The organism is Streptomyces sp. CA-146814 (assembly GCF_050942385.1).
GTDB lineage: Bacteria > Actinomycetota > Actinomycetes > Streptomycetales > Streptomycetaceae > Streptomyces.
The window spans coordinates 4,144,594-4,168,585 of the sequence record NZ_CP192068.1 but is presented as its reverse complement, the minus strand read 5'-3'; the positions used below and the strand labels follow the sequence as shown (position 1 = coordinate 4,168,585).

The following is a 23,992-nucleotide window of genomic DNA, read 5'->3' as shown; positions in this document are numbered from 1 at the left end:
AGCCCCATGTTCCACCCCTGGACCCGCCGACCCGCCGGACGGACCGGCCGCCGGACGGACCGGCAGCCCTGACGTCGGGGGGTGAGCGTCAGGGCTGCCGGGGTTTCGGGTCCTACGGGCGCGAGTGCCTCAGACGGAGAGACCCTTGCTGTTCAGCCATGCGACCGGGTTCATCGCCGAGCCGCCCGCGGTGTGGACCTCCAGGTGGAGGTGGACACCGGTCACGTTGCCGGTCGCGCCCATGCGGCCGATGGTCTCGCCGGTGCTGACCTGCTGGCCGACCGAGACGTCGATCGAGGACTGGTGCGCGTACCAGATCTCCGTGCCGTCCTCCAGCTGGAGGACCGTGCGGTAGCCGTACGAACCGGACCAGCCGGCCTCCGTGATGGTGCCGCTGTGCACGGCCTTGAGCGGCGAACCGGCCGCTCCGGCGAAGTCCAGGCCGGTGTGCTGGCCGGAGGACCACATGGCGCCCGACTGGCCGTAGGTCGAGGTGATCGTGTACGAGGAGGCCGGCAGCGTGTAGCTGGCGCGGAGCTTGGCGAGGCGCTCCTCCTCGGCCTTCTTCGCCGCGGCCTCCTCGGCCGCCTTCTTCTCGGCGGCGATCTTGGCCTTGACCTTGGCCTCGGCCTCGTCCTGCTGCTTCTTCGCCTCGGCGGCGGCCTTCTCGGCCGCGGCCTTCTCCTCGGCGGCCTTGGCCTCGGCGTCGGCGTTGGCCTGCTGCTGCTCGGCCTGCTGGAGGATCCGGGCGCGCAGGGCCTCGCCGGCGTCGGTGGTGCCCTGCTCGGCCTCGGCGGTCGTGATGCCGGCGGAGGTGAGCGGAGCGGCGGCGAGGACCGGTGCGTCCTCGGCGTCGTCGGACATGAACGCCCCGACGCCGGGAAGGGACTTGGCGTCGGGGAGGTTGTCCGCGATGGAATCGGGAAGAGAGATGGAGACCGGCGGCTTGCTCTGGGCGGTGGCCATGCCACCCGCACCGACTGCCGCTATGACGCCGACCCCGAGGACGGTGGAGCTACGGGCGAGACCCCGCTGCTTGGACACGCGGTGCTTGCCGCGCACGGGACGGATGGACTCCGCGGTGGGGTTCCACTCCTCCCACGTCCGCTCCGGGCCACCGAGGCCATCGGCAGTGAAGGGTGACGGGGCCTCAGGGGCAGGGTGATTGGACGCCACGTGGGCGCGCTCCTTTCCTTCCTTCTCGCCTACCGGGTTAGCTGACGGGTTCGGAGCAGGAAGGTCTCCTACGGGCCCCTCTGCCTCACGATGGAGACACAGGCGTCCGATTCACCCCATGTAGGTGGTTCCCCGGTTCCCTTGCGGAATTCGGCGCTCGCGCACGGCGCCGTCTCTGACGACGGCTGGGACGACCGCGCTGCGTTATCGAACGTTAATAGACAGACGGGCCCGATTCCAAGCTGTTCCTGTTGATCATTAACGGCTTCGACGGGGACTTACCACCCACAAGCCGCCCGAATCGGACGGCTTGACGACCCCTCGCCCACACCTCTTTTTCTGATGGTGTGTCAACTGTTATGCGGAGCGGTGCTCATCGATTACGCACCGTGTCATCACCCCGGCCGACGATCTTCACCGTCGTCCGCCGCGGCGCCTGGCCCTCCGCCGGCCGGCTGACCGCGAGCAGCGCCATGTCGTCCGTCGACCGGCCGCCGGTGTGCAGCCGTACGTCGTCGGTGAGCGCCGAGAGCAGCTCCTCGGGGCCGGGGAAGATGCGGCCGCGCAGCCGGGCCGCCGGGTCGTAGAAGACGCCGTTCGCGTCGCGCGCCTCGGAGAGGCCGTCCGTGAAGGCGAGCAGCGTCGAACCGGCGGGCAGCTCCCACTCGTCGGACCGGTCCGGCCACACGCCGAGGTCCATCCCCAGCGGCAGCGCGGGCACGCTCGGGGCCAGGACTTCCAGGGCCCCGTCCGCGTGCAGCAGGATCGGCTCGGGATGGCCGCGGTTGACGAGGCGCAGGGAGGCCGAGCCGGGCGGGATCTCGGCCAGGACGGCGGTGATGAACCCCTCCATGGCATCCAGCCCGTACCGCCGCGTCCCCTCCCGCGCGAGCGCCCGCTCCAGCCGCTGCGCCACGCCCTCCAGGGACCGCTCCTGCTCGGCGGCCTCCCGGAACGCGCCGATGATCACCGCCACCGCCTCCACGGCGTCCAGTCCCTTGCCGCGCACGTCGCCGACGACCAGGCGTACACCGTACGGAGTGTCCGCCACCGCGAACAGGTCCCCGCCGACGAACTCGTCCGCCTGCGCCGCCTCGTACCGCGCCGCCACCTGGAGCCCGCCGATCCGCTCCGCCGGCGTCGGCAGTACGGCCCGCATGGCGGTCTCCGCGATGACCCGTGCCGAGGCCAGCTGCTCGTTGCTGCGGCGCACGACCCCGTTGATGACGAGGGCCAGGGCCGCGGCGGTGAGGACCGTGATCATCTCGATGACCGGGACGACCTGCGTGGACGTGCCGTCGGAGATCCGCATCGCGATGACGGAGAGGACCGAGGCCACTCCCGTACGGATGGTGCTGGCGAGCGAGAAGAACGGCGCGGCGATCAGCGGCGCGGCCACGAACAGCGGTACGGCGGTGAAGTTGGGCGGCGCGAGCGAGTCGAAGAGGAGCCCGCCGCCGATCAGCAGCACCGGCAGCAGCCGCACGAACCGCCGCGTCCCGGCGCTCCGCGCCACCACCGGCTTCCCGCGCCCCGTCGAGCCGGGCGCGGCCCGCCCGGGGATCCCGAGGCTCGCCTTCACGAGCCCGCGCCCCTTATCCGCCATCCCCACCACCTGTGCACTCCTGCTGCCCGGTCCGGCCACGGCTGCGGACGGTACCGCGCCCCGCCCAGGCTTCCCGGAGCCGCGCCGTGCGGCGACCCGTCATCGGCCGAATAGGGGGAAGCGGGCCTGGTGCCGAGGCCCTCCGTGGTCAGTCGGAGAGCCGGCGTTCGGCGTAGATCGTCAGTGCATCCCGTACGAAGGCGGCGGTGCCGTCCCCGTAGCGATCGTAGTTCTTTCCGAAGCGGGGATCGGCGACATACATCTCGCCGAGCCCGATGACGTAGGAGCGACCGGGCTCCTTGTCCGCCGCCCGGCCCGCCGCTCGTCCCGCCGCCCGGCCCGGCCCGCCGCCCGACGCGTCGCTCGCCGCCGTGGACGACGACAGCCACGCACAGTGCCGCCGGGCGATCTCCTGAGCCTGCTCACCACCGGCATCGGCCCCGGCCTCCCGGGCCCGTCCCCAGTCCCGCGCGATGGCTTCGTGCTCGGCGAGGAAGGCCTTACGCCCCTCCTCGCCGAGCCCACGCCACCACCGGTCGCCCTCCTCGTACGCCGCGCGCCCCCAGCGCTCGGTCACCTCCCGCTCATGAGCGGTGTGGTCGAACCCGTCGAACACTTCCTCGGCCATGAGTTCCGTCCCCTCCTCCGTCTTGTGGAGAGTGGTCCGCACCGAGGCGATCTGCCGCCCGATGCGCGCCTGCTCCTGTTCGAGCAGCCGCAGATGCGCCCGCAACGCCACACAAGTGTCCTGCTGCCCTTCGAGCACGTCCTTGATCGCGGGCAGCGACAGCCCGAGCTCCCGCAGCAGCAGGATGCGCTGCAGCCGGACGAGGGCGTCCTGGTCGTAGTAGCGGTAGCCGTTGCTCCCGAGCCGGCTCGGCACGAGGAGACCGAGGTCCCCGTAGTGCCGGAGCGTCCGGCTGGTGGTGCCGGCCTTTCTGGCGATTTCCTGGATGGACCACTCCATGCCGGAGACGCTAGATCTTTACGTAACGTCAAGGTCAATCCCGGAAGGGGCCGGGCTCCGGAAACGACTCAGGCCCGGTACGCGATCAGTGATCTGCGTACCGGGCCTGGATCTTCAGTAGCGGGGACAGGATTTGAACCTGCGACCTCTGGGTTATGAGCCCAGCGAGCTACCGAGCTGCTCCACCCCGCGTCGGTGAACACAACTCTACGCCATCGGAGCGGCCGCCCCGACCACACCGCCCGCGGCTCAGCTTGGGTTCATCGGCGGAGGGCCGCTGTCATACCCACCGACGAGACTCTCCTCATGGCCACCAGATCAGACTGGGCTTTGGAGTTGCAGCTCGAAGCTGCGAGAAACCAAGCCACCGTCCCGGAAGTAGCGAACGCCATCGACGCAGCCCTCACCCATACGGGGGGTTTCGGGTCAGGGAACCGTAGAGGGGGCAAACGGCTCATATCTCTGCTGGAAGAGGCTCGGTCGATCGCAGCGCGGGCTGAGCAATGGCAGACCGTACGGCTTCTTCAGGATTCACTCGACTACGCGGAAGGGCGGATCCTCAAGCCTGAATTCGAGGAGAGGTACCGGCTCTTCCAGGATGGTCAGCAACGGAACGACATCCTTCGTGACTATGTGTCGACGACCATATGGGCGGGCAGCAGATTTCTCAGCAGCAAGGGCAAGGAGTTCCTCGACAGCACTCCTGATGCCGGCGCAGCTGACCTGCTGGCCCATCTGCTGTCGCTGGGGCAGGACTCCCTCTTCCTGGAAGCACCGCCGGACCGCCCCGGGCGTTATCGAATTCCTCGCGGCCGATCCGAGATGGCCCTCTGGCTCGAACAGGTCATCAGGCGGGAGCGCATCGATGTCGACGATGCCGCGGCCGAAGCTCAGCGGATCGTCACCTCGCCCGAAGCACTGGCACTTCTGGCAGCCGACGCCGACGGGCAGATGATCTTCAGGGCGGCGGAACTCCAACGCCGCGCCGCCGGCCTGGATCGGCTCCGAGCAGTGGCGGAGGATCGAGCTTCGACCGAGCACGACCTCCAGGCCGCGCTGGAGGGCCAGCACTGGATCTTCGGCGGCCGCTTCGTGGGAGAGGCTGCGCAGCGGAGGCTGGTACCCGGCGACGAGATCGACATTCCCCTTGTCCGCGGCGATGGCAGCCTGCACGTCGTGGAGCTGAAGCGAGCCATGAGTCTGCGTGGACCACTGGTCAAGAAGCATCGCGGCGCCTGGGTTCCCGTCGCGGCGGTACACGATGCCGTTGGCCAGGCAATCAACTACCTCGTCGGCCTCGACGAGAATCGTCAGACGCTCCATCGGGACCTGGGCATCGAGACCCGCCGCGCAAGCGCGGTCGTTCTGATCGGCCATCCCGGCGTACAGCCCGACGTCCCGGAGCCGCAGATCAACGAAGCGCTGAGAACGTTCAACAGCCACATGAGCCGGGTCGAAGTCCTGACCTACAAAGAGTTGATCGACAACGCGGAGCGGTCCCTCGGAACACAGGACGCCGACTCCTCTCCAGCTTCCCGCCATGCGGGAAGCCAGAGAGCGTCGACCGACTGGAGGCTCGACCTCATGAGGCTGCACAGCCCTGTCACGCCTGAGGACCGGTAGAGCAGACCCTCGGAACAGAGCGGGTCAACCGCCCTACGGGACCAAGAATCTGGTCGCCACTGCCTCGTCTGCGCGGCGACCGAGATCCTTCGCGGTGTCGGCCTGCGCGAGCCCGCTGCCAGAAGAGTCACCGGGAGGAGAGACGCCTGGGCGAAGTCGCCTACGCCACGAGCAGGGGCAGCGGCGTGAGCAGGCTCGGGGCAGCTGTCCCGAGCCTGGTGGACGACGGAGTGCCCCTCCGGCCAAGGCCGGAGGGGCACTCCACCGCAGGTCCGAGGGTCGCCCCTCCCCTGCTGTCAGTAGGCCGTGTGGGACTCGAACCCACAACCAACGGATTAAAAGTCCGCTGCTCTGACCAATTGAGCTAACGGCCCCTGCAACATCACCCCCGAGCATAGCCCGCCCGATCCCGGCAGCCGATCCGGTATCGGTGTCGGGCCCTGTCGCGCCCCCGTCCTGTCCGTTTCGCGCCGGTTCACGCTCCGGAAGGCAGCAGGGGAGGCGCAAGGGGAACAGCAACAGGGCCCGTACGTCACCGAGTCGGTTCGGTGGCGTACGGGCCCTGCCGGTCTGTCAGGCGGACCTGCCCGGCCGGGAGTCGGCCGGGGCGGGGTCAGCCGTTGCGCTTCCAGCGCGGCTTGTCGTCGCGGCGGCCGAAGGTGCCGGTGTTGGTGCCGGTGTTGGCGCCGCGGTGGTCGTCACGACGGCCGGTCGGGCGGTCGCTGCCGCCCGAGCGGAAGCCGCCCGCGGGGCGGTCGTCGCGACGGTCACGGTTGAACGGGCGGTCGCTGCCGCCGGAGCGGAAGCCACCTGAGGGGCGCTCGTCACGACGGTCGCGGTTGAACGACGGACGGTCGTTGTCACGGCGCTCGAACGGACGGCCACCACGGTCGTCACGACGGTCGCCACCGGAGCGGAAACCACCCGAGGGGCGGTCGCCGCCGCCGGAGCGGAAGCCACCGGAGGGGCGCTCGTCACGGCGGTCGCGGTTGAACGACGGACGGTCGTTGTCACGGCGCTCGAACGGACGGCCACCACGGTCGTCACGACGGTCGCCACCGGAGCGGAAACCACCCGAGGGGCGGTCGTCACGGCGGAACGACGGGCGGTCGTTGTCCCGGCGCTCGAACGGACGGCCACCACGGTCGTCACGACGGTCGCCACCGGAGCGGAAACCACCGGACGGGCGGTCGTCACGGCGGTCGCTGTTGCCGCGGTAGCCGCCACGGTCGCCACCGCGGTTGTCGCGGCGCTCGTAGTTGCCCCGCTCGTCGCGGCGCTGCTCCTCACGGGCGGCCGGCTGCTCGGGCACGGAGATGGCGGCCACCAGAGCGGCCTCCGCCTCGGCGGTGACCTCGGCCACCGCCGCCTCCGGGTCCTCGCCCCGCTCGCGCGCGGCACGGGCGACCAGGCGGTCGGCCTCCTCGCGGAGCTCGACGGCGCGGCGCTGGACGCGCTCCAGCTGCTTCGTCAGGTCGGCGGCCTCGCGCTCGGCCTGCTTGGCGGCGTTGTTCGCGGAGTCGGCCTGGACCTCGGTGAGCGAACGGGCGCCGGTGATCTCGGCGACCTCCGGCTCGAAGACGCCCGCGCCCTGGACGATGTGGCGCGAGGCGTCGACGCCCGCGTCCTCCATCAGCCGGAAGATCTGGCGGCGCTGGTGCGGCAGCGCCAGCGAGACGACGACACCGGACCGGCCGGCACGCGCGGTACGGCCCGAGCGGTGCAGGTAGTCCTTGTGGTCGCCGGCCGGGTCCACGTTCAGGACCAGGTCGATGCCGTCCACGTGGATACCGCGCGCGGCCACGTCGGTCGCGACGAGCGCGTTGACGTAACCCTTCTTGAAGTCCTCCAGGACCCGCGTACGGGCGCCCTGGGTCATGCCGCCGTGCAGCGCGTCGGCCTTCACGCCGGACTCGATGAGCTGCTCGGCGATGCGGTCGGCGCCCAGCTGGGTGCGGACGAAGATGATGGTGCGGCCCTTGCGGGCGGCGATGGCGGCCGTGACCGGCGCCTTGTCCTTCGGCTTCACGACGAGGACGTGGTGCGACATGGTCGTGACGTTGCCCTGGGCGCTGTCGACCTCGTGCGTCACCGGGTTGGAGAGGTAGCGCTTGACCAGCGTGCCGATCTCGTTCTCCATGGTGGCGGAGAAGAGCATCCGCTGACCGCCGGCCGGGACCTGGTCGAGCAGCTCGGTGACCTCGGGCAGGAAGCCCAGGTCGGACATCTGGTCGGCCTCGTCGAGGACGGCCACCTGGACGTCCTCCAGCGAGCAGGCGCCGCGGTTGATGATGTCGCGCAGTCGGCCCGGGGTGGCGACGAGGACGTCGACACCGCGCTCCAGGGCGTAGATCTGGTTGCCCATCGACGTACCGCCGCAGACGACCTTCATCTTGAGGCCGAGCACGTCGCCGTACGGCTGGAGGGCGTCCGCGACCTGCATCGCGAGCTCACGGGTCGGGGTCAGGATGACCGCGCGGGGCTTCTTCTTCTCGGTGCGGCCACCGGCCAGCGCGGCCAGGGTCGGCAGACCGAAGGAGAGCGTCTTGCCGGAGCCCGTACGGCCACGGCCGAGGATGTCCTTGCCGGCCAGGGCGTCCGGGATGGTCGCGGCCTGGATCGGGAACGGGGTGGTGACGCCGTTCTGCGCGAGCTTGCGGACGATGCCGTCCGGCAGGCCCAGGTCGCCGAAGGTGACGGTCGGCTCGGCGTCGGCCTCGGGGGCCGCGTCAACCTCGGGGGCCGCGTCAGCCTCGGGGGCGGTGTCGGCCTCGGCCTCGGGGGCCGTGTCGGCCTCGTCCGAGTCCGCCGGCTTGTTGTCCTCGGTGATGAAGTCGGCGACGGACTTCTCGGCCGCCTTCTCTGCCACCGGAGCCTGCTCGGCTGCGGCGGCGGCCGCACCCGCCGGGGCCTCGGTCACAGCGGACTCGACGAGCTCGGTGAGCTCGGCGTTGTCGATGTTCTCGGGCATGACGGTGCGGTCAGAACTGGAAATTGACATGCGAAATGCGAAACCTTCCGGAGTCTCGGCACGCGCCCATAACTCCGTGATTCGCAATTTCGACCGCCTCAATGCGGTCCAGCCACGGCAAGGGAGAGTACGCGCCACACGGCGCTCTTCTGTGTCGGCGCCGGGCAATGGGATCAAACGATCTACTACCATACGCACTCTCACCCACCTTGCGCAACTCGGCCCCCTCGCCGCCTCCGCTACACCGGCCTCACCTGCGGAGACGCCTCCGGCGTCCGCAACGGCCGGCTCTCCTCCGCACCGCCCATCGACTGCGTCCGCAGCTGCGCGGCGGGCGAGGCGGAAGGCGGCGGCTCGGCAGGTTCGGTGGGCGCGGGTGGTTCGGGTTCCGGGTCCGGGTCGGGCGCAGGCGGCGGAGCGGGCGGCTCCGGAACGACCGGCGGCGGCTCACCCGGGCCCGGCGCGGACGGCGTCGGGGCCGTCGGGCGGCCGGGGCGGGAGGGCTGCGGGGCGCCGGGCTCGGGGCGCGGGCCGCCGCTCTTCGGCGAGGCCGACGGCGCGGCGCCGGACGCCTTCGGGCTCGGCGTGCCCTTGGGGTTCTTCGGGTCGGCGTCGGCGGCCCCGGCGGTGTCGGAGTCGGAGTGGGTGTGGGCGTCACCGCCGCGGTGGCCGGCGCCGCCGGATCCGGCCACCGTCCCACCGTCCGGCTCGACGGCCCGGCCCTTCGAGCCGGAGGAGCCCGAGCCGGAGGGTCCTGGATCGGCGCCGCCGTCGCCGACGCTCATACAGCCGGTGGACGCGGCGATCGTCAACGCGGTGACGGCTGCCCAGCGGGCAGGAACGGACAACTTGCGCACGGGTGGCACCTCCGGGGCGAGGGGAGCGGGGGCGGAGAAAGGGGCTGGGCGGGGGGAGCCGTACGGCACGGAGTACGGGAGTGCGGAGCACGCACCCCGTACGCGGTGGCGGTTTCCGTGCCCAACTCCCCGTACGCGGTGGCGGTTGTCGTGCCCAACTCCCCGGACCCCGCCGGAGACACGCCCGCAGCGCCTCGGACCGAACCCGGAAGCCCGAAGCCCCGGCGCCACAGGGCCGGCCTCCCTAGGGCCTGTCGTCAAACTGCCGCCTGCCGCGCGACGCCTGGCCCTACCCCGCCCAGCCCCCCACCAGCTCAGCCCCCAGAAACACCGCCCCCAACGCCACCAGCAACGACGCCACCACATTGGCCACGGCCAGGAAAGCCCGGCCCGTCTCGGCCAGGCGCAGGGTCTCGTACGAGAACGTCGAGTACGTCGTCAGCGCCCCGCACAGCCCCGTCGCCAGCAGCGCGTGCACCGGCGAGGAGACCGCGGCCCCGGTCAGGATGCCGAGCAGCAGGCTGCCCGCCGCGTTGGCCGTGAACGTGCCCCACGGGAAGGCGTACGCGACGCCCCGGCCCTGGTGCGCCTGGACCGCCCGGTCCGTCAGGTAGCGCAGCGGCGCGCCGACCGCCCCGCCGGCCACCACCAGCAGCCAGTTCACGCGACCGGACCCCCGTCCCGTACGCCCGGAGCGCCCCGGTCCAGCAGCCGCCTCGTCGCCACCGCCGCCACCCACACCGCCGCCAGCGCCGACACCGCCGTCCCGGCCATGTACGCCACCGCCGCCACCCGCTCCTGACGGACCAGCAGGCCCGAGACATCGGCCGCGTACGTCGAGAAGGTCGTGAACCCGCCGAGTACGCCGACCCCGAGGAACGGCCGGACCAGCGGATGCGTCACCCGGCCGCGCTCCACGGTCAGCACCATCAGGACGCCGATCAGGGCGCAGCCGGTCACGTTGACGACGAACACCGTCCACGGGAAGCGGCCGCCTGCCACCGGCCAGAGGACCAGCGCCCCGTACCGCGCGAGCGCCCCGAGCGCGCCGCCCGCCGCGACCGCTCCCAGCACCAGGGGCTGCGCGGCGGCGGGCGGTCCGGGCTCCGGAAGTTCCTCCGGCGCCTGCTCGCTCACCCGTAACCCAGGGCGTGCAGCCGCTCGTCGTCGATGCCGAAGTGGTGCGCGATCTCGTGGACCACGGTGATCTCGGTCTCGGCCACCACGTCCTCGTGCGTCTCGCACATGCGCAGGGTCGGGCCGCGGTAGATGGTGATCCGGTCCGGCAGCACCCCGGCGTACCACTCGCCGCGGTCGGTGAGCGGCGTGCCCTCGTAGAGCCCGAGCAGGTCCGGGTCGCCGGGCTCCGGCTCGTCCTCGACGAAGACCGCCACGTTGTCCATCAGCCGCATCAGCTCCGGCGGAATCCGGTCAAGTGCCTGGCTCACCAGCTCTTCGAACTGCTCCCGCGTCATCTCCAGCACACCGCCATTGTCACGTACCGGGGCCCGCCACGGGCAGGTGGCGGTGGACCGCGCCCGGCTCTCCGCATGGCCGGGCCCTGACCGGGGCATACGCGCCCAATGGTCCGCGCCCCGTTCCGTGCCGCAGCCGACCGCGTCCGGCACCTCCTCAGCCCGTCCACCCGCCCGAAGCCCGCGTCACGCAAGCCCGCCCCCGGCGACCTGACGGAATCCGGCCATCCCAAGCCGTACGTACGCGCCCTCTCGATGCTCGCCGTCGTCGTGCTCGGGGCGTGGCTCGGGCTGCTCGCCGTCGGGTCCATCCGTACGCCGGTCGGCCCCATGGACACCAACATGACCCTGCGGCCATCCCTCACCGGCGGCAGCAAGATCAACGTGTCGCCGCTCGGCGCGCTGGAGCTGGACTCGCACATCGCGCCGCTCCGCCTCGACGTGGACGTGGACCGCCTCGACCCGGTGCGCTCGCAGGCCCTGGTGGACCAGCCGGAACGGTTCTCCGGCCTCCAGGACGAGGTCACCCGGGACGTCGCCGCCGGCACCCGGGAGCTGGCCGTACGTTCCTGTGTCGCCGTGATCTCCGGCGCGACCGCGCTCGGCCTCGTCGTCTACCGCCGCCCGCGCCGCGCCCTGGCCGCCGGCGGGCTGGCGCTCACCCTGCTGGCCGCGTCGGGCGTCAGCGCGTACGCCACCTGGAACCCGAAGTCCGTCCTGGAGCCCAAGTTCTCCGGCCTGCTCTCCAGCGCCCCGTCCCTCGTCGGCGACGCGCGCTCGATCGTCACCGAGTTCGACATCTACCAGCAGGAGCTGGCCCGCCTGGTCACCAACGTCACCCGGCTGTACGACGCCACCTCCACGCTCCCCGTCTACCAGCCGGACCCCGGCACCATCCGCGCCCTGCACGTCTCCGACATCCACCTGAACCCGGCGGCCTGGCACATCATCGCCTCGCTCGTCGAGCAGTACGAGATCGACGTGATCATCGACTCCGGCGACACCATGGACCACGGCTCGGCGGCGGAGAACGGCTTCCTGGACCCGATCCGGGACCTCGGCGCGCCGTACGTCTGGGTGCGCGGCAACCACGACTCCAAGGTCACGCAGGCGTACCTGGAGAAGTTCCGGAACGTGCGCGTCCTGGACAACGGCCGGGCCGTGAACGTGGCCGGACTCCGCATCGCCGGCACCGGCGACGTCTCCTTCACCCCGGACCGCACCCGGCCGGTCGGCGGCAAGGCGGCCGCCGAGCTGGAGGGCGCGCGCCTGGCGACCTCGCTCCGCGACCAGGAGCAGGCCGGCACCCCGGTCGACATCGCGGTCGCCCACGACCCGGCCACCGCCCGGCAGACCGACGGCACCGTCCCGCTGGTCCTCGCGGGCCACCTCCACAACCGGATCAACAAGCAGCTGAAGCTCGGTACGCGGCTCAAGGTCGAGGGCTCCACGGGCGGCGGCGGGCTGCGCGCGGTGCAGAACGACAAGCCCGAGAAGGTACGCGCCTCGGTGCTCTACCTGGACCGCGAGAGCCGCCGCCTCCAGGCCTGGGACGAGATCACGCTCGGCGGCCTCGGACTGACGACGGCCGAGGTCAGCCGCCATCTCCCGGAGGAGAACCTGAAGGAGGACACCCCCGGCTCCCCCTCCCCCACGCCCTCCCCGACCGGCTCTCCGGGGCGGCCGACGCCCTCGCCGTAAACCGTTTTGGCGATAGCTCCACCCATCCCATATGCTTCTCACGTCCCCGACGCGCTGCAAAGCGAACCGGCGGGCCAATAGCCCTCATCGTCTAGTGGCCCAGGACGCCGCCCTTTCAAGGCGGTAGCACGGGTTCGAATCCCGTTGGGGGCACGTTTCACCGTGTGCGAGACTTGTTTCGCACATTGCTTGGTCCTGTGGAGCAGTTTGGAGTGCTCGCCACCCTGTCAAGGTGGAGGCCGCGGGTTCAAATCCCGTCAGGACCGCTGCAGTCTCTGTGGCTGCGTGGCTGGGTAGCTCAGTTGGTACGAGCGATCGCCTGAAAAGCGATAGGTCGCCGGTTCGATCCCGGCCCCAGCCACCTCTCGAAGGCCCCGTCCGCTGGACGGGGCCTTCGCCGTTCTCACCCCTCCCGGGCCTCCCCGGCCTCCTTCACCGCCGGCTCGCGCCGCCGCCAGGCCCGTACGCCGAGAACCAGCAGCACCACCAGCACCACGGCCCCCAGCAGCACCGCGTCCGGGACGCGCTCGCCGAGCTTCTGCGCCCACTGCTCCACCGCGAACGAGCTGTCGACCCCGAGCAGGCCGGGGAGCGCGGTCGTCCCGTCGTAGACGAGGAAGAGCGCGCCCAGGCCGATGAAGAACAGGCCCGAGAGCAGCGACGTGGTGTGCAGCTGGAACCGGCCGCCGAGCTGGACGGTCCGGCCGCGCAGCCAGGTGCGGCGGCCCAGGTCGAACCGCTCCCAGAGCAGAGCGAGGACGAAGAGCGGTACGGCCATCCCGAGCGCGTAGACCGCCAGCAGCAGGCCGCCGTAGACCGGGCTGCCGCTGACCGCCGCCACGGTGAGGACGCTGCCGAGGATCGGGCCCGCGCAGAAGCCCGCGAGGCCGTAGACCGCGCCCAGCGCGTAGACGGAGAACGCGGTGGTGGGGCGGATGCGGCCGCTGATCTCCGCCATCCGCTTCGACGCGAAGCCCAGGCCGACGATCTGCGCGACGCCGAGCGCGATGATCAGCCAGCCCGCGCCGGTGACCAGCGCGTCGCGGTGGCCGTAGAAGAGCCGGCCCGCGTACGAACCGGCGGCGCCGAGCGGGACGAGGGTGGTGGCGAGACCGGCGTAGAAGATGCCGGTACGGGCCAGCAGGCGCGAGGTGGAGTCGATGGAGTACGCGAAGAAGGCCGGGAGCAGCAGCGCGCTGCACGGGCTGACCAGGGCAAGCAGGCCGCCGAGGAAGGCCGCGAAGTAGCCGATGTCCGGGGTCACTTCGCGGAGTCCTCGGAGCCCGTTGCCGGGTCCTCGGTGGCTCCTGCCCCTGCGGTGGTCCTCGCCTGCTCCGCCGCCGCCTCGATCGCGCGCGTGAACGTCTCCTTCGGCTGCGCTCCAGCGATCGGGCGGCCGTTGACCAGGAACGACGGCGTGGACGTGGCGCCGATCCCGTACGCCTGCTCCTGGTCCTTCGCGACGGCGGCGCGGGCGGCCTCGCCGTCCAGGTCCTTCATGAACCGGGCCAGGTCCTTGACCCCGGCCTCCTGCGCGAGCGCCTTGACCCGGTCTTTGGAGAACCCCTTCTCCTTCGCCCCTTCGGCGTAGGCGGCCGCGTGGAACTCCCAGAAGCGGCCCTGCTGACCCGCCGCCCAGGACCCGCGCGCGGCGTTCTCGGACTCCTCGCCGAAGATCGGGAAGTTGCGCCACTCGATGCGCAGCGTGCCGTCCTCCACGTACTCCTTGATCAGTTCGGGCTCGGTGTCGCGGGCGAACTTGCCGCAGTAGCCGCACTTGAAGTCGGCGTACTCGATCAGCACGACCGGCGCGTCCGCGCGGCCGACCGCCAGCTTGTCGCCGGCGTCGCGGCGGGCCAGCTTCGCGAGCTCCGGGTAGACGCCCGCCTGCGGGTCGGCGGAGACCTCGGCGGCGGGAGCGGTCTGCGTCGCGGGGCTGTCGGGAGCGGTGGCCTTGTAGGAGGCGAAGCCGAGGAGCGCGGCGGCGGTGACGATCACCGCGCCGTAGACGAGAGGCTTCTTCGATCCGGCGGTGGACTTCTTGGGCGTGGGCATGCGGGACTCCGTGCGAAAGGTGAGCGAGAGAGAAGGTGCGGGTCAGGCGGCGGGCCGGCCTACACCCTCAGCACGGAGAGCTCGACGGGGGTCGGAGTGGCGGGGACCGGGGCCCGGACCCGTATCCCCGGCGGCTCCTCGGCGGGCAGCGCGCCCGTCGCGGCGGGCAGGCCCCACGGGGCGAGGCCAGGAGCCTGGTCGTACGCTCCCCGGGCCCGGGCCGGGACGGCGGGCTCGCTGTCGTGGTCGCCGGGCTTCCCGCAGCCGGGGACGCCGGGGTCGGGGGCGGCGGCCGCCCGTACGGCGGTGGCCGGCGTGCCCGCGTCGACAGCCTTCACGGCGGGAGCCGGAGCCGCGGGAGCCGGAGCCGTGGGAGCCGGAGCCGCGAGGGCCGGAGCGGCTGCCCCTGCAGCGACCGCGACGCTCTCAGAGGGTGACGCGTCAGCATAAGAAGGAGCCGCGCCCACCGGTCCGCACAGCAGCCCCAGCACGATCGCGAGCAGCGCCGTCAGGCAGCACCACTGCGTACGGGACACGGGACCGGCACCTTTCGTGCGGGAGGCGGGAGTCGGGGCTGAGCGTTCGACTGCCCGAAATGGTACGTGGCACGTGACGCAGTCCGCCCGAAATGCGGTCGCCACTCCTCAGGCCCGGGTGAGATCCTGGGATCCGTATGTCTACTTCCTTCGCCGATCTCCAGTCCCAGCTCGGACAGCTCTCGCTCCGTGACGCGAACCGGCTCGGCCGGCGCCTCGAAGGAGCGCGCCGCATCCGCAAGCCCGAGGCCCGCCAGTCCGTGCTGGACGAGATCGCGGCCGAGGCGGGCAAGGCGGCCGAACGGCTCGCCACGCGCGCGGCCCGGCTGCCGGCCCTGTCGTACCCGGAAGAGCTGCCGGTCTCCCAGAAGAAGGACGAGATCCTGGAGGCGATACGCGACCACCAGGTCGTGATCGTCGCCGGTGAGACCGGGTCCGGGAAGACCACGCAGATCCCCAAGATCTGTATGGAGCTGGGACGCGGCGTACGGGGCATGATCGGGCACACCCAGCCGCGCAGGATCGCCGCGCGCACGGTCGCGGAGCGCGTCGCGGACGAGCTGAAGACACCGCTCGGCGAGACCGTCGGCTGGAAGGTCCGCTTCACCGACCAGGTGAACCCGGAGTCGACGTATCTGAAGCTGATGACGGACGGCATCCTGCTCGCCGAGATCCAGACGGACCGCGAGCTGCTGGCGTACGACACGATCATCATCGACGAGGCCCACGAGCGGTCGCTGAACATCGACTTCCTGCTCGGCTATCTGGCCCGGCTGCTGCCGAAGCGACCGGATCTGAAGGTCGTCATCACCTCGGCGACCATCGACCCGGAGCGGTTCGCACGCCACTTCGGCGAGGCGCCGATCGTGGAGGTCAGCGGGCGGACGTATCCGGTGGAGGTGCGCTACCGGCCGCTACTCGAAGGGGCCGACGAAGACACAGCGGACTCCGACCGCGACCAGACCACCGCGATCTGCGACGCCGTCGACGAGCTCAGCCACGAGGCCCCCGGTGACGTCCTCGTCTTCCTCTCCGGCGAGCGCGAGATCCGGGACACGGCGGACGCGCTGAACAAGCGGAACCTCAGACACACCGAGATCCTCCCCCTCTACGCGCGCCTCTCGCACGCCGAGCAGCACCGCGTCTTCCAGCGCCATACGGGCCGCCGCATCGTGCTGGCGACGAACGTCGCCGAGACCTCGCTGACCGTTCCCGGCATCAAGTACGTGATCGACCCGGGCAACGCCCGGATCTCCCGCTACAGCCACCGCACCAAGGTCCAGCGGCTGCCGATCGAGCGGATCTCCCAGGCCAGCGCCAACCAGCGCAAGGGCCGCTGCGGCCGTACGTCGGACGGCATCTGCATCCGGCTGTACTCCGAGGACGACTTCGTCACCCGGCCGGAGTTCACCGATCCGGAGATCCTGCGGACCAACCTCGCCTCCGTGATCCTCCAGATGACCGCCGCCGGGCTCGGCGACATCGAGAAGTTCCCGTTCATCGACCCGCCGGACCACCGCAACATCCGCGACGGCGTGCAGCTGCTCCAGGAGCTGGGAGCCCTCGACCCGGCGGAGAAGGATCCGAAGAAGCGGCTGACCCCGCTCGGCCGCAAGCTCTCGCAGCTGCCGGTCGACCCGCGGCTGGCCCGTATGGTCATCGAGGCCGACCGGAACGGCTGCGCGCGAGAGGTCATGGTCATCGCCGCCGCGCTCTCCATCCAGGACCCGCGCGAGCGGCCCTCGGAGAAGCAGACGCAGGCCGACCAGCAGCACGCGCGCTTCAAGGACGAGACCTCCGACTTCCTGGCGTACCTGAACCTCTGGCGCTACGTCCGCGAGCAGCAGAAGGAGCGTGGCTCGTCCTCGTTCCGCCGGATGTGCAAGCAGGAGTATCTGAACTTCCTGCGCATCCGCGAATGGCAGGACATCTACGCGCAGCTGCGTACGGTCGCCAAGCAGATGGGCATCACCGTCGAGGAGCCCAAGGACGAGGCGTCGATTCCCGAGCAGGCGGTGCACACCTCGCTGCTGGCCGGGCTGCTGTCGCACATCGGGCTGAAGGACACCGAGAAGAACGAGTACCTCGGCGCGCGCAGCGCCAAGTTCGCGATCTTCCCGGGCTCGGCGCTGTTCAAGAAGCAGCCGCGGTTCGTGATGTCGGCGGAGCTGGTGGAGACCTCGCGGCTCTGGGCGCGGGTCAACGCCAAGGTCGAGCCCGAGTGGATCGAGCCGCTGGCGCAGCACCTGCTGAAGCGCACCTACAGCGAGCCGCACTGGGAGAAGGACCAGGCCGCGGTGATGGCGTACGAGCGGGTCACGCTCTATGGCGTGCCGATCATCGCCCAGCGCAAGGTCAATTTCGGCCGTATCGACCAGGAGGCCTCGCGGGACCTGTTCATCCGCAACGCGCTGGTCGAGGGCGACTGGCGTACGCACCACCAGTTCTTCCACGACAACCGCAAACTCCTCGGTGAGGTCGAGGAGTTGGAGCACCGCGCGCGGCGCCGGGACATCCTGGTGGACGACGAGACGCTCTTCGACTTCTACGACCAGCGCATTCCGGAGCACATCGTCTCCGGGGCGCACTTCGACTCGTGGTGGAAGAACAAGAAGCGCGAGGAGCCGGACGCGCTCGACTTCGAGCGCTCCATGCTGATCAACGAGAAGGCCGGGGCCGTCACCAAGGACGACTACCCGGACTCCTGGCGGCAGGGGAAGCTCAAGTTCAAGGTGACGTACCAGTTCGAGCCCGGGGCGGACGCGGACGGCGTGACCGTCCACATCCCGCTCCAGGTGCTCAACCAGGTCACGTCCGAGGGCTTCGACTGGCAGATCCCGGGGCTGCGCGAGGAGGTCGTCACCGAGCTGATCCGCTCGCTGCCGAAGCCGATCCGCCGGCACTACGTCCCGGCGCCGAACTACGCCGACAAGTTCCTGGACCGGGCGGTCCCGCTCCAGGAGCCGCTGCCGTTCACGCTGGCCCGTGAGCTCCAGCGGATGGTCGGCGTCCCGGTCACGGCCGACGACTTCGACCTCTCCCGGGTCCCGGACCACCTGAAGATCACGTTCCGGATCGTCGACGAGCGGCGCCGCAAGGTGGCCGAGGACAAGGACCTGGAGGCGCTCAAGCTCCAGCTGCGTCCGAAGGCCCGCCAGGCGCTCTCCAAGGCCGCCGCGGCGACCGCGGGACCGTCCGGCGAGTCCATCGAGCGCTCGGGGCTCACGGACTGGACGATCGGCACGCTGAACAAGGTCTTCGAGACCAGGCGGGCCGGGCAGCCGGTGAAGGCGTACCCCGCCCTCGTCGACCAGGGCGACACCGTCGCCGTACGCCTCTTCGACACCGAGGCCGAGCAGCAGCAGGCGATGTGGCGCGGCACCCGGAAGCTGATCATGCTGAACATCCCGGTGAACCCGGCGAAGTTCGCATCGGACCGGCTGAGCAATCAGCAGAAGCTGGCGCTGTCCCGCAATCCGCACGGCTCGGTGCAGGCCCTCTTCCAGGACTGCGCCACCGCCGCCGCCGACCGGCTGATCGCCGCGTACGGGGGCCCGGCGTGGGACGAGAAGGCGTTCCGGACGCTGTACGACAAGGTGCGCGCGGACCTGGTGGACCTGACCGTCCGGACGATCGACCAGGTGCAGCAGATCCTGGCCGCCTGGCAGGCCTGCGAGCGGCGGCTGAAGTCGACGAACAGCCTGACGCTGGTCGCCAACGTCACCGACGTACGGGAGCAGCTGGCCCGGCTCGTACCGCCCGGCTTCGTCACGGCCACCGGACTGCGGCGGCTGCCCGACCTGATGCGGTACCTGGTGGCGGCGGACCGCCGGCTCCAGCAGATGCCGACGGCCGTCCAGCGGGACACCACCCGGATGGCGAAGGTCCACGAGATGCAGGACGAGTACGCGTGGCTGCTCGAACAGCTCCCGCAGGGACGGCCGGTGGGCCAGGAGGTGCTGGACGTCCGCTGGATGATCGAGGAGCTGCGGGTGAGCTACTTCGCGCACGCGCTGGGCACCGCGTTCCCGGTCTCGGACAAGCGGATCGTGAAGGCGATCGACGCCCTCGCGCCCTGAGGAAGCGGCCCGGGAGGCGGTGACGGTGTCACCACCAGGAGTGAAGTCGACCTGGACCTCCCACCTCCTGTACAGTCTGGTTTCGCAGCAAGCCGCAAGGCAAGCGGCGAAAACCTGGTCCTGTGGAGCAGTTTGGAGTGCTCGCCACCCTGTCAAGGTGGAGGCCGCGGGTTCAAATCCCGTCAGGACCGCAGTGACGAAAGCCCGGATCGTTTCGATCCGGGCTTTCGCGCGTCTTGACGGCGCCTTCCGCCGCCGGTACCCCGTAGAGACGAGGCTGCCCCTGTTTCCCTCGGCGAGGGGCGGCCGGGTCCACCGGGAGGTGGCTCGCATGTCCGCGTCCACGGCACGACACGAGACCCGCGCACTGCTCCGCGCCCATCTGGCGGCCGCCTACGGCTACGGGCACCTCACCCGCCACTGCCCGGTCTGCCACCGGCTGCTGCGCCTCGCCATGGAGCCGGGAGAGGGCGGCGAAGGCGGCGAAGGGACCCGGAAGCCCGGCAGTGCGGCTCCGGAACCTCCGTACGAGCCTCAGGAGCCCCGGAGCCGGTCCGGCGGCCCCACGACCGCGGAGAGCGCCGCCGTACCGCCGGAGAGCACCTCCGTACCGCCGGAGAGATACGAGGACGGGCGCGAGGACGCGAACGAGGCCCGGGCCGGGGACGCCGATGGGGCCGAAAGGCCCTCCACTCCATGACCATCGGCCGGATGATTCCGCGTCCGGACAGTGGCACGCTCGGAGTTGGCAAGCATCAGGCGGTGTGACGGGTGTCACCGAAAGAGTTTTCAGACCGGGGTAGTTTACGCCTCCCCTACAACTGGCGAATTTAATATGTGCAATTGCACTGCCCCGACCCTTCGGCCGGACCGTTCCGTCCGGGGCTGTCCCACCGCGTCCGGGACGCTCACCCACACTCCCGCACAGACCCGCTCACAGACCCACGAACGGCGCGGGGACGGACGGCGCGAGGCCGGCCGGGCGGGCCGCGGAAGGCCCGGAAGCCGACCGACCACCCGGTTATCGCCCACCCGTTGCCGGGTCACCCGCGGGGTGTGGAAGGGGCGTACGGGGGCACGAGAGGCCTCGGTGGTGCGATGCCGGCCCAGGGGTTCCGGGCATAAAAAAGATCGCGCTGGACCCGGCGGAGTCCAGCGCGATCGATGACGACGTACCCGTACAGGCGTCCCGTACATAGGTATGACGCCCGTTGGGGCAGGCGTCCGTCGAGTGGAGCTGTATCGGGGCGGCCTGGGGTTGGGGGACCTGGCGGCTGCCCTGTTGTGATGCGGTGCTGCTACTGCGTTGAGCTGCGGGGCAGGGGTGTGTCAGGCCTCGCTGCGCTGCTGCGGAATACCCGCAAGCAGTGCGCGGACCTCTGCCTCGCGGTACCGGCGGTGTCCACCGAGCGTGCGGATGGACGTGAGCTTGCCAGCCTTGGCCCAACGGGTGACCGTCTTCGGGTCCACGCGGAACATCGTGGCAACCTCAGCCGGGGTCAGCAGCGGCTCGGCATCAGGGGTGCGAGCGGTCATGAGCGGCCTCCTCGGGAGAACCGAACCTTCTCGGTTCTTTCCTCTAAATTCTGCACCTTGACCCGCGTTGCCCGAAATGGCGGACGCGGGCCGAGTCGGTTATAGGACGAACGGCTTGTCCTCGGCACTACAACTACACCATCCGTCCAGCCGCGTCGGCCAAACCGATGGAATTGCCCTCCCAGGTGTTCATCAGCGACGGAAGCCGATGGACCATGCCATAGCGGACAGTCACACCACCGTGACGATCAGTCACAGAGCGATCAGGAGTCGTCAGACCCCCCATAGAGTGCAATGCTGAGTATTCCGCCCTTACTTGGACGGAAGGAGCCCTCCCCGGACTCCTTGTCCTATTTTGGCACGAGGAGTAGGGATGGACGCAAGGGCCCCGTTAGTGCTATCCATCACGCTTGAGGCAAAGGCCCGGTTCGGGACGTAGGTCCTGGGTCGAGAGGCGTACTCCTCCGCCCTACCCACCACACGTGTCCCACGGGACGCAGGTTCACGGCCCGTCAACTCCCTCCTCCTTCCCGCACTCCGCCCGGTCCGGCCGTCCTTCCGCCGGTCCATCCGGCCCTCCGGTCCGTCCTGGATGAAGGATGCCCCGGTTCCATCCCGTTGATGCCGCTGTGGGTCTTTTCACGTCAATTGGTGAACTGGCGATCACGCACGGCCCGCCACCGCTCCGCAAGCCGCGCGTACGCCTCCCCGGCACCCTCGGCGTCACCGTTCCCGAGCGCGGCGAGCCCTTCCGCCACATCCGCCGCCGACCGGTCCGCCGCGAGCTGCCCGGCCGGGAGCGCGTGCACCAGGCCCCCGTAGTCCAGCTCCACGAGCGAGCGCGGGTGGAACTCCTCCAGCCAGCGCCCCACCTCCACCAGCCCCTCGGTGAGCGGCCCGTCGGCGACGTTCTCCCGCAGCGTCCGCAGCCCCCGCGCCAGCCGGCGCCGGGCCTCCACCATCGGCGTCCGGTAGCGCAGCACCGGCTCCCCGCCCGCGCCGTCCGCCGCCACGTACTCCCGCTCCTCGTCCCGGAAGAGGACGAACCACCGCACCGGCACCTGCCACACCGTCGTCCGGATCCACGGCCGCGCGTCCGGGTTCCGGCGCAGCCAGCGCTCGTGGTCCGCCCGCGCCTGACCCCGCACCACCTCGGGCAGCAGCGCCTCCAGCACGTTGGCCGGAAACATCCCCTCCCGCGCGCCCGCCCCCTCCAGCTCCTCCAGCGCCAGCCACCCGCGCAGCCGGGTCCGCCACGGGCAGACGCACACCACCCCGTCCACCTCCGCCACGAACGCGTCACCGCTCTCGTGCACCGGCACCCCGACCGGCGGCGTCGGCACCAAGTCGGCCAACGCGCGGCGCAGTTCGTCCTGGGCGGTCGGGAGCACCGGGCGCTCCGCGTAACGGGCCCAGTGACTGCGCTCGGGCTCCGCGAAGGCGGCGAGCGGCTCGTACACCCGGAGGTAGGACGTGTAAGGGACGAACACCGAAGACACCACCGACATGCAGCGCATCGTGCCACGCGCGTACACCCCCTTGGGGTGATCCTCGGCACGGGGGCAGATCCGCGCCGCCGGAGGACTTACGCTCTTGCCCATCGGACCGGCCGTGCCGGCCGGACCGTGGCCTGTCCGACGACAGGTCCCGGGGCTCTCCCCACCCCTAGGAGGGCCTCCCGCCGCTTCGTACTTGGGAGTCACCACAGTGACCGATGTGACTAACGGCGTCCTGCACACCCTGTTCCACTCGGATCAGGGGGGCCACGAGCAAGTCGTGATCTGCCAGGACCGTGCCACCGGCCTCAAGGCCGTCATCGCCCTCCACAACACCGCCCTCGGCCCCGGCCTCGGCGGCACCCGCTTCTACCCGTACGCGACCGAGGCCGAGGCCGTCGCCGACGCGCTGAACCTGTCGCGCGGGATGTCGTACAAGAACGCCCTCGCCGGGCTCGACCACGGCGGCGGCAAGGCCGTCATCATCGGCGACCCCGAGAAGATCAAGACCGAGGAACTCCTCCTGGCCTACGGCCGGTTCGTCGACTCGCTCGGCGGCCGGTACGTCACGGCCTGCGATGTCGGCACCTATGTCGCCGACATGGACGTCGTGGCCCGGGAGTGCCGCTGGACCACCGGCCGCTCCCCGGAGAACGGCGGCGCCGGCGACTCCTCCGTCCTCACCGCGTTCGGCGTCTTCCAGGGCATGCGGGCCTCGGCCCAGCACCTGTGGGGCGACCCGACGCTGCGCGGCCGCAAGGTCGGCGTCGCCGGGGTCGGCAAGGTGGGCCACCACCTGGTCGAGCACCTGCTCTCCGACGGGGCCGAGGTCCTGATCACCGATGTCCGCGAGGAGTCGGTGCGCCGCATCACCGATCTGCACCCCGAGGTCACCGTGGTGGCCGACACCGAGACCCTGATCCGCACCGAGGGCCTCGACGTCTACGCGCCCTGCGCGCTCGGCGGCGCGCTGAACGACGCGACCGTGCCGGTACTCACGGCGAAGGTGGTCTGCGGCGCGGCCAACAACCAGCTGGCTCACCCGGGCGTCGAGAAGGACCTGGCCGACCGGTCGGTTCTCTACGCCCCCGACTACGTGGTCAACGCCGGTGGCGTGATCCAGGTCGCCGACGAGCTGCACGGGTTCGACTTCGACCGGTGCAAGGCGAAGGCCACGAAGATCTTCGACACCACGCTGGAAATATTCGCACGTGCGAAGGCTGACGGCATTCCGCCGGCCGCGGCGGCCGACCGGATCGCCGAGCAGCGGATGGCCGAGGCGCGCACCCGCTGACGCGCCCGCGCACGGCCCGGCGGTAGGCGGAGACCCGCGAGGCGCCGACGGGAGACCCTCGGAACACCGGCGGGAGACAAGACTCACGCCGGCCGGCGGGTCGTGCGCGCAGAAGAGGTTAAAATCGCAGTTGACCAGCGGGGACGGGGCTCCCCACTGGTCTGCACCGGGGCGCAAGACGCGGGCGGCGTACCGTATGGCCACGGAAGCAGGTACCGTTAAAGCCCTACGGGCGCGGTCTCTCTGTCGAGAGTCCGTCCTGAAACATGAACGCGTGTCAAGACTCTGGGGCCGTCGAGCCCCGTCACCGAGGGGGTCGAGCCATGGGGCGCGGCCGGGCAAAGGCCAAGCAGACCAAGGTCGCCCGCCAGCTGAAGTACAGCAGCGGCGGGACGGACCTGTCGCGTCTGGCCAATGAGCTGGGCGCATCGCCTTCGAGTCAGCCACCGAACGCCGAGCCGTTCGAGGACGACGACGAGGAAGATGACCCGTACGCACAGTACGCGGATCGCTACAACCAGGACGATGACGAGGATCAGGACGATCAGTCCGGTCCGTCGTCACAGCGCCGCGGCGCTTGACCTCGCGCTGACACATCAACCCGGTCCGGGCCTGCCCCG

General features: G+C 70.7%; 19 protein-coding genes, 6 tRNA genes and 1 riboswitch. Of the genes, 10 read left to right on the top strand and 15 right to left on the bottom strand.

The genetic code is table 11. The features are described 5' to 3' along the window. Positions 1-129: 129 nt before the first annotated feature. The 4 genes from ACQP09_RS18460 to ACQP09_RS18445 all read right to left on the bottom strand — a co-directional run bounded on the left by ACQP09_RS18460 (position 130) and on the right by ACQP09_RS18445 (position 3,941). Positions 130-1,176 (bottom strand): M23 family metallopeptidase, encoded by a 1,047-nt coding sequence (locus tag ACQP09_RS18460; RefSeq protein WP_433401010.1) that lies wholly within the window; start codon positions 1,174-1,176, stop codon positions 130-132. 11 nt (positions 1,177-1,187) lie between these two features. After that, positions 1,188-1,342: riboswitch (cyclic di-AMP (ydaO/yuaA leader) on the bottom strand. A gap of 207 nt (positions 1,343-1,549) precedes the next feature. Further along, on the bottom strand, positions 1,550-2,782 hold the full coding sequence (locus ACQP09_RS18455; protein WP_433401007.1) for a PP2C family protein-serine/threonine phosphatase: 1,233 nt from the start codon (positions 2,780-2,782) through the stop codon (positions 1,550-1,552). A 148-nt stretch (positions 2,783-2,930) separates the two neighbouring features. Beyond that, positions 2,931-3,749, bottom strand: a complete 819-nt coding sequence (locus ACQP09_RS18450) for a MerR family transcriptional regulator (RefSeq protein ID WP_433401004.1) — start codon at positions 3,747-3,749, stop codon at positions 2,931-2,933. Positions 3,750-3,867: 118 nt separating this feature from the next. Next, a tRNA-Met gene (locus ACQP09_RS18445) sits at positions 3,868-3,941 on the bottom strand. Between the two features lie 114 nt (positions 3,942-4,055). On the opposite strand from ACQP09_RS18445, the gene ACQP09_RS18440 reads away from it, so the two are divergent. After that, a complete protein-coding gene (locus tag ACQP09_RS18440; protein WP_433401001.1) occupies positions 4,056-5,372 on the top strand; it encodes a Shedu anti-phage system protein SduA domain-containing protein in 1,317 nt (438 codons plus the stop codon). A 300-nt stretch (positions 5,373-5,672) separates the two neighbouring features. Here the strand turns inward: ACQP09_RS18440 and ACQP09_RS18435 are convergent. From ACQP09_RS18435 to ACQP09_RS18410, 6 genes are all read right to left on the bottom strand, one after another. Next, positions 5,673-5,746: transfer RNA gene (locus ACQP09_RS18435), tRNA-Lys, on the bottom strand. A 239-nt stretch (positions 5,747-5,985) separates the two neighbouring features. Continuing rightward, a complete protein-coding gene (locus ACQP09_RS18430; RefSeq protein ID WP_433406647.1) occupies positions 5,986-8,343 on the bottom strand; it encodes a DEAD/DEAH box helicase in 2,358 nt (785 codons plus the stop codon). A gap of 239 nt (positions 8,344-8,582) precedes the next feature. After that, positions 8,583-9,200 carry a hypothetical protein gene (locus ACQP09_RS18425; RefSeq protein WP_433400998.1) on the bottom strand — a complete coding sequence of 206 codons (618 nt, stop codon included), beginning with the start codon at positions 9,198-9,200 and terminating at the stop codon, positions 8,583-8,585. Between the two features lie 289 nt (positions 9,201-9,489). Further along, positions 9,490-9,864: a fluoride efflux transporter CrcB gene (gene crcB / locus ACQP09_RS18420; RefSeq protein WP_433400995.1), complete on the bottom strand. Its 375-nt coding sequence runs from the start codon at positions 9,862-9,864 to the stop codon at positions 9,490-9,492. Further along, the gene (locus ACQP09_RS18415) at positions 9,861-10,337 is read right to left on the bottom strand and encodes a FluC/FEX family fluoride channel (protein ID WP_432149277.1); all 477 of its coding nucleotides are present in this window, start codon (positions 10,335-10,337) and stop codon (positions 9,861-9,863) included. Before ACQP09_RS18415 ends, crcB begins: the two co-directional genes overlap by 4 nt. Next, positions 10,334-10,684, bottom strand: coding sequence for a metallopeptidase family protein (locus ACQP09_RS18410; protein WP_015610126.1), 351 nt, complete (start codon positions 10,682-10,684; stop codon positions 10,334-10,336). Before ACQP09_RS18410 ends, ACQP09_RS18415 begins: the two co-directional genes overlap by 4 nt. 99 nt (positions 10,685-10,783) lie before the next feature. Between ACQP09_RS18410 and ACQP09_RS18405 the strand changes: the two genes are divergently transcribed. The 4 genes from ACQP09_RS18405 to ACQP09_RS18390 all read left to right on the top strand — a co-directional run bounded on the left by ACQP09_RS18405 (position 10,784) and on the right by ACQP09_RS18390 (position 12,737). Beyond that, on the top strand, positions 10,784-12,376 hold the full coding sequence (locus ACQP09_RS18405; RefSeq protein WP_433400992.1) for a metallophosphoesterase family protein: 1,593 nt from the start codon (positions 10,784-10,786) through the stop codon (positions 12,374-12,376). Between the two features lie 80 nt (positions 12,377-12,456). Next, positions 12,457-12,529, top strand: a tRNA-Glu gene (locus ACQP09_RS18400). A 38-nt stretch (positions 12,530-12,567) separates the two neighbouring features. Then, positions 12,568-12,642 (top strand) — tRNA-Asp (locus tag ACQP09_RS18395). A 21-nt stretch (positions 12,643-12,663) separates the two neighbouring features. Next, a tRNA-Phe gene (locus tag ACQP09_RS18390) sits at positions 12,664-12,737 on the top strand. A 42-nt stretch (positions 12,738-12,779) separates the two neighbouring features. Here ACQP09_RS18390 and ACQP09_RS18385 read toward each other — a convergent pair. From ACQP09_RS18385 to ACQP09_RS18375, 3 genes are read right to left on the bottom strand one after another with little or no spacing between them, the layout of a single operon-like run. Further along, a complete protein-coding gene (locus ACQP09_RS18385; RefSeq protein ID WP_433400989.1) occupies positions 12,780-13,640 on the bottom strand; it encodes a cytochrome c biogenesis CcdA family protein in 861 nt (286 codons plus the stop codon). After that, positions 13,637-14,431 (bottom strand): DsbA family protein, encoded by a 795-nt coding sequence (locus ACQP09_RS18380; protein WP_433400986.1) that lies wholly within the window; start codon positions 14,429-14,431, stop codon positions 13,637-13,639. The genes ACQP09_RS18385 and ACQP09_RS18380 overlap by 4 nt, the downstream gene beginning before the upstream one ends. 59 nt (positions 14,432-14,490) lie before the next feature. Further along, on the bottom strand, positions 14,491-14,967 hold the full coding sequence (locus ACQP09_RS18375) for a hypothetical protein (protein ID WP_433400983.1): 477 nt from the start codon (positions 14,965-14,967) through the stop codon (positions 14,491-14,493). Between the two features lie 137 nt (positions 14,968-15,104). Between ACQP09_RS18375 and hrpA the strand changes: the two genes are divergently transcribed. From hrpA to ACQP09_RS18360, 3 genes are all read left to right on the top strand, one after another. Further along, positions 15,105-19,046, top strand: a complete 3,942-nt coding sequence (gene hrpA / locus ACQP09_RS18370; protein WP_433400980.1) for an ATP-dependent RNA helicase HrpA — start codon at positions 15,105-15,107, stop codon at positions 19,044-19,046. 116 nt (positions 19,047-19,162) lie between these two features. Further along, positions 19,163-19,237 (top strand) — tRNA-Asp (locus ACQP09_RS18365). 140 nt (positions 19,238-19,377) lie between these two features. After that, positions 19,378-19,746 carry a DUF6274 family protein gene (locus ACQP09_RS18360; protein WP_433400977.1) on the top strand — a complete coding sequence of 123 codons (369 nt, stop codon included), beginning with the start codon at positions 19,378-19,380 and terminating at the stop codon, positions 19,744-19,746. A gap of 629 nt (positions 19,747-20,375) precedes the next feature. On the opposite strand, the gene bldC is transcribed toward ACQP09_RS18360, so the two are convergent. Continuing rightward, complete coding sequence (gene bldC, locus ACQP09_RS18355; RefSeq protein WP_003949541.1) at positions 20,376-20,582, bottom strand: developmental transcriptional regulator BldC; 207 nt, start codon at positions 20,580-20,582, stop codon at positions 20,376-20,378. A 644-nt stretch (positions 20,583-21,226) separates the two neighbouring features. Then, positions 21,227-22,090, bottom strand: coding sequence for a hypothetical protein (locus tag ACQP09_RS18350; protein ID WP_432149284.1), 864 nt, complete (start codon positions 22,088-22,090; stop codon positions 21,227-21,229). A 199-nt stretch (positions 22,091-22,289) separates the two neighbouring features. On the opposite strand from ACQP09_RS18350, the gene ACQP09_RS18345 reads away from it, so the two are divergent. Together ACQP09_RS18345 and ACQP09_RS18340 are read left to right on the top strand one after the other, a co-directional pair. Beyond that, positions 22,290-23,372: a Leu/Phe/Val dehydrogenase gene (locus tag ACQP09_RS18345; RefSeq protein WP_433400971.1), complete on the top strand. Its 1,083-nt coding sequence runs from the start codon at positions 22,290-22,292 to the stop codon at positions 23,370-23,372. A 323-nt stretch (positions 23,373-23,695) separates the two neighbouring features. After that, positions 23,696-23,953 carry a DUF3073 domain-containing protein gene (locus tag ACQP09_RS18340; RefSeq protein ID WP_007447468.1) on the top strand — a complete coding sequence of 86 codons (258 nt, stop codon included), beginning with the start codon at positions 23,696-23,698 and terminating at the stop codon, positions 23,951-23,953. Positions 23,954-23,992 lie beyond the last annotated feature (39 nt).

Bases quoted from the DNA above. Each gene is read 5' to 3' on its own strand.
- ACQP09_RS18360 (WP_433400977.1), top strand. From the start codon at position 19,378: ATGTCCGCGTCCACGGCACGACACGAGACCCGCGCACTGCTCCGCGCC.
- ACQP09_RS18340 (WP_007447468.1), top strand. From the start codon at position 23,696: ATGGGGCGCGGCCGGGCAAAGGCCAAGCAGACCAAGGTCGCCCGCCAG.
- ACQP09_RS18455 (WP_433401007.1), bottom strand. From the start codon at position 2,782: ATGGCGGATAAGGGGCGCGGGCTCGTGAAGGCGAGCCTCGGGATCCCC.
- bldC (WP_003949541.1), bottom strand. From the start codon at position 20,582: ATGACCGCTCGCACCCCTGATGCCGAGCCGCTGCTGACCCCGGCTGAG.
- ACQP09_RS18380 (WP_433400986.1), bottom strand. From the start codon at position 14,431: ATGCCCACGCCCAAGAAGTCCACCGCCGGATCGAAGAAGCCTCTCGTC.
- ACQP09_RS18350 (WP_432149284.1), bottom strand. From the start codon at position 22,090: ATGTCGGTGGTGTCTTCGGTGTTCGTCCCTTACACGTCCTACCTCCGG.
- hrpA (WP_433400980.1), top strand. From the start codon at position 15,105: ATGTCTACTTCCTTCGCCGATCTCCAGTCCCAGCTCGGACAGCTCTCG.
- ACQP09_RS18440 (WP_433401001.1), top strand. From the start codon at position 4,056: ATGGCCACCAGATCAGACTGGGCTTTGGAGTTGCAGCTCGAAGCTGCG.
- ACQP09_RS18450 (WP_433401004.1), bottom strand. From the start codon at position 3,749: ATGGAGTGGTCCATCCAGGAAATCGCCAGAAAGGCCGGCACCACCAGC.
- ACQP09_RS18430 (WP_433406647.1), bottom strand. From the start codon at position 8,343: ATGCCCGAGAACATCGACAACGCCGAGCTCACCGAGCTCGTCGAGTCC.
- ACQP09_RS18405 (WP_433400992.1), top strand. From the start codon at position 10,784: ATGGTCCGCGCCCCGTTCCGTGCCGCAGCCGACCGCGTCCGGCACCTC.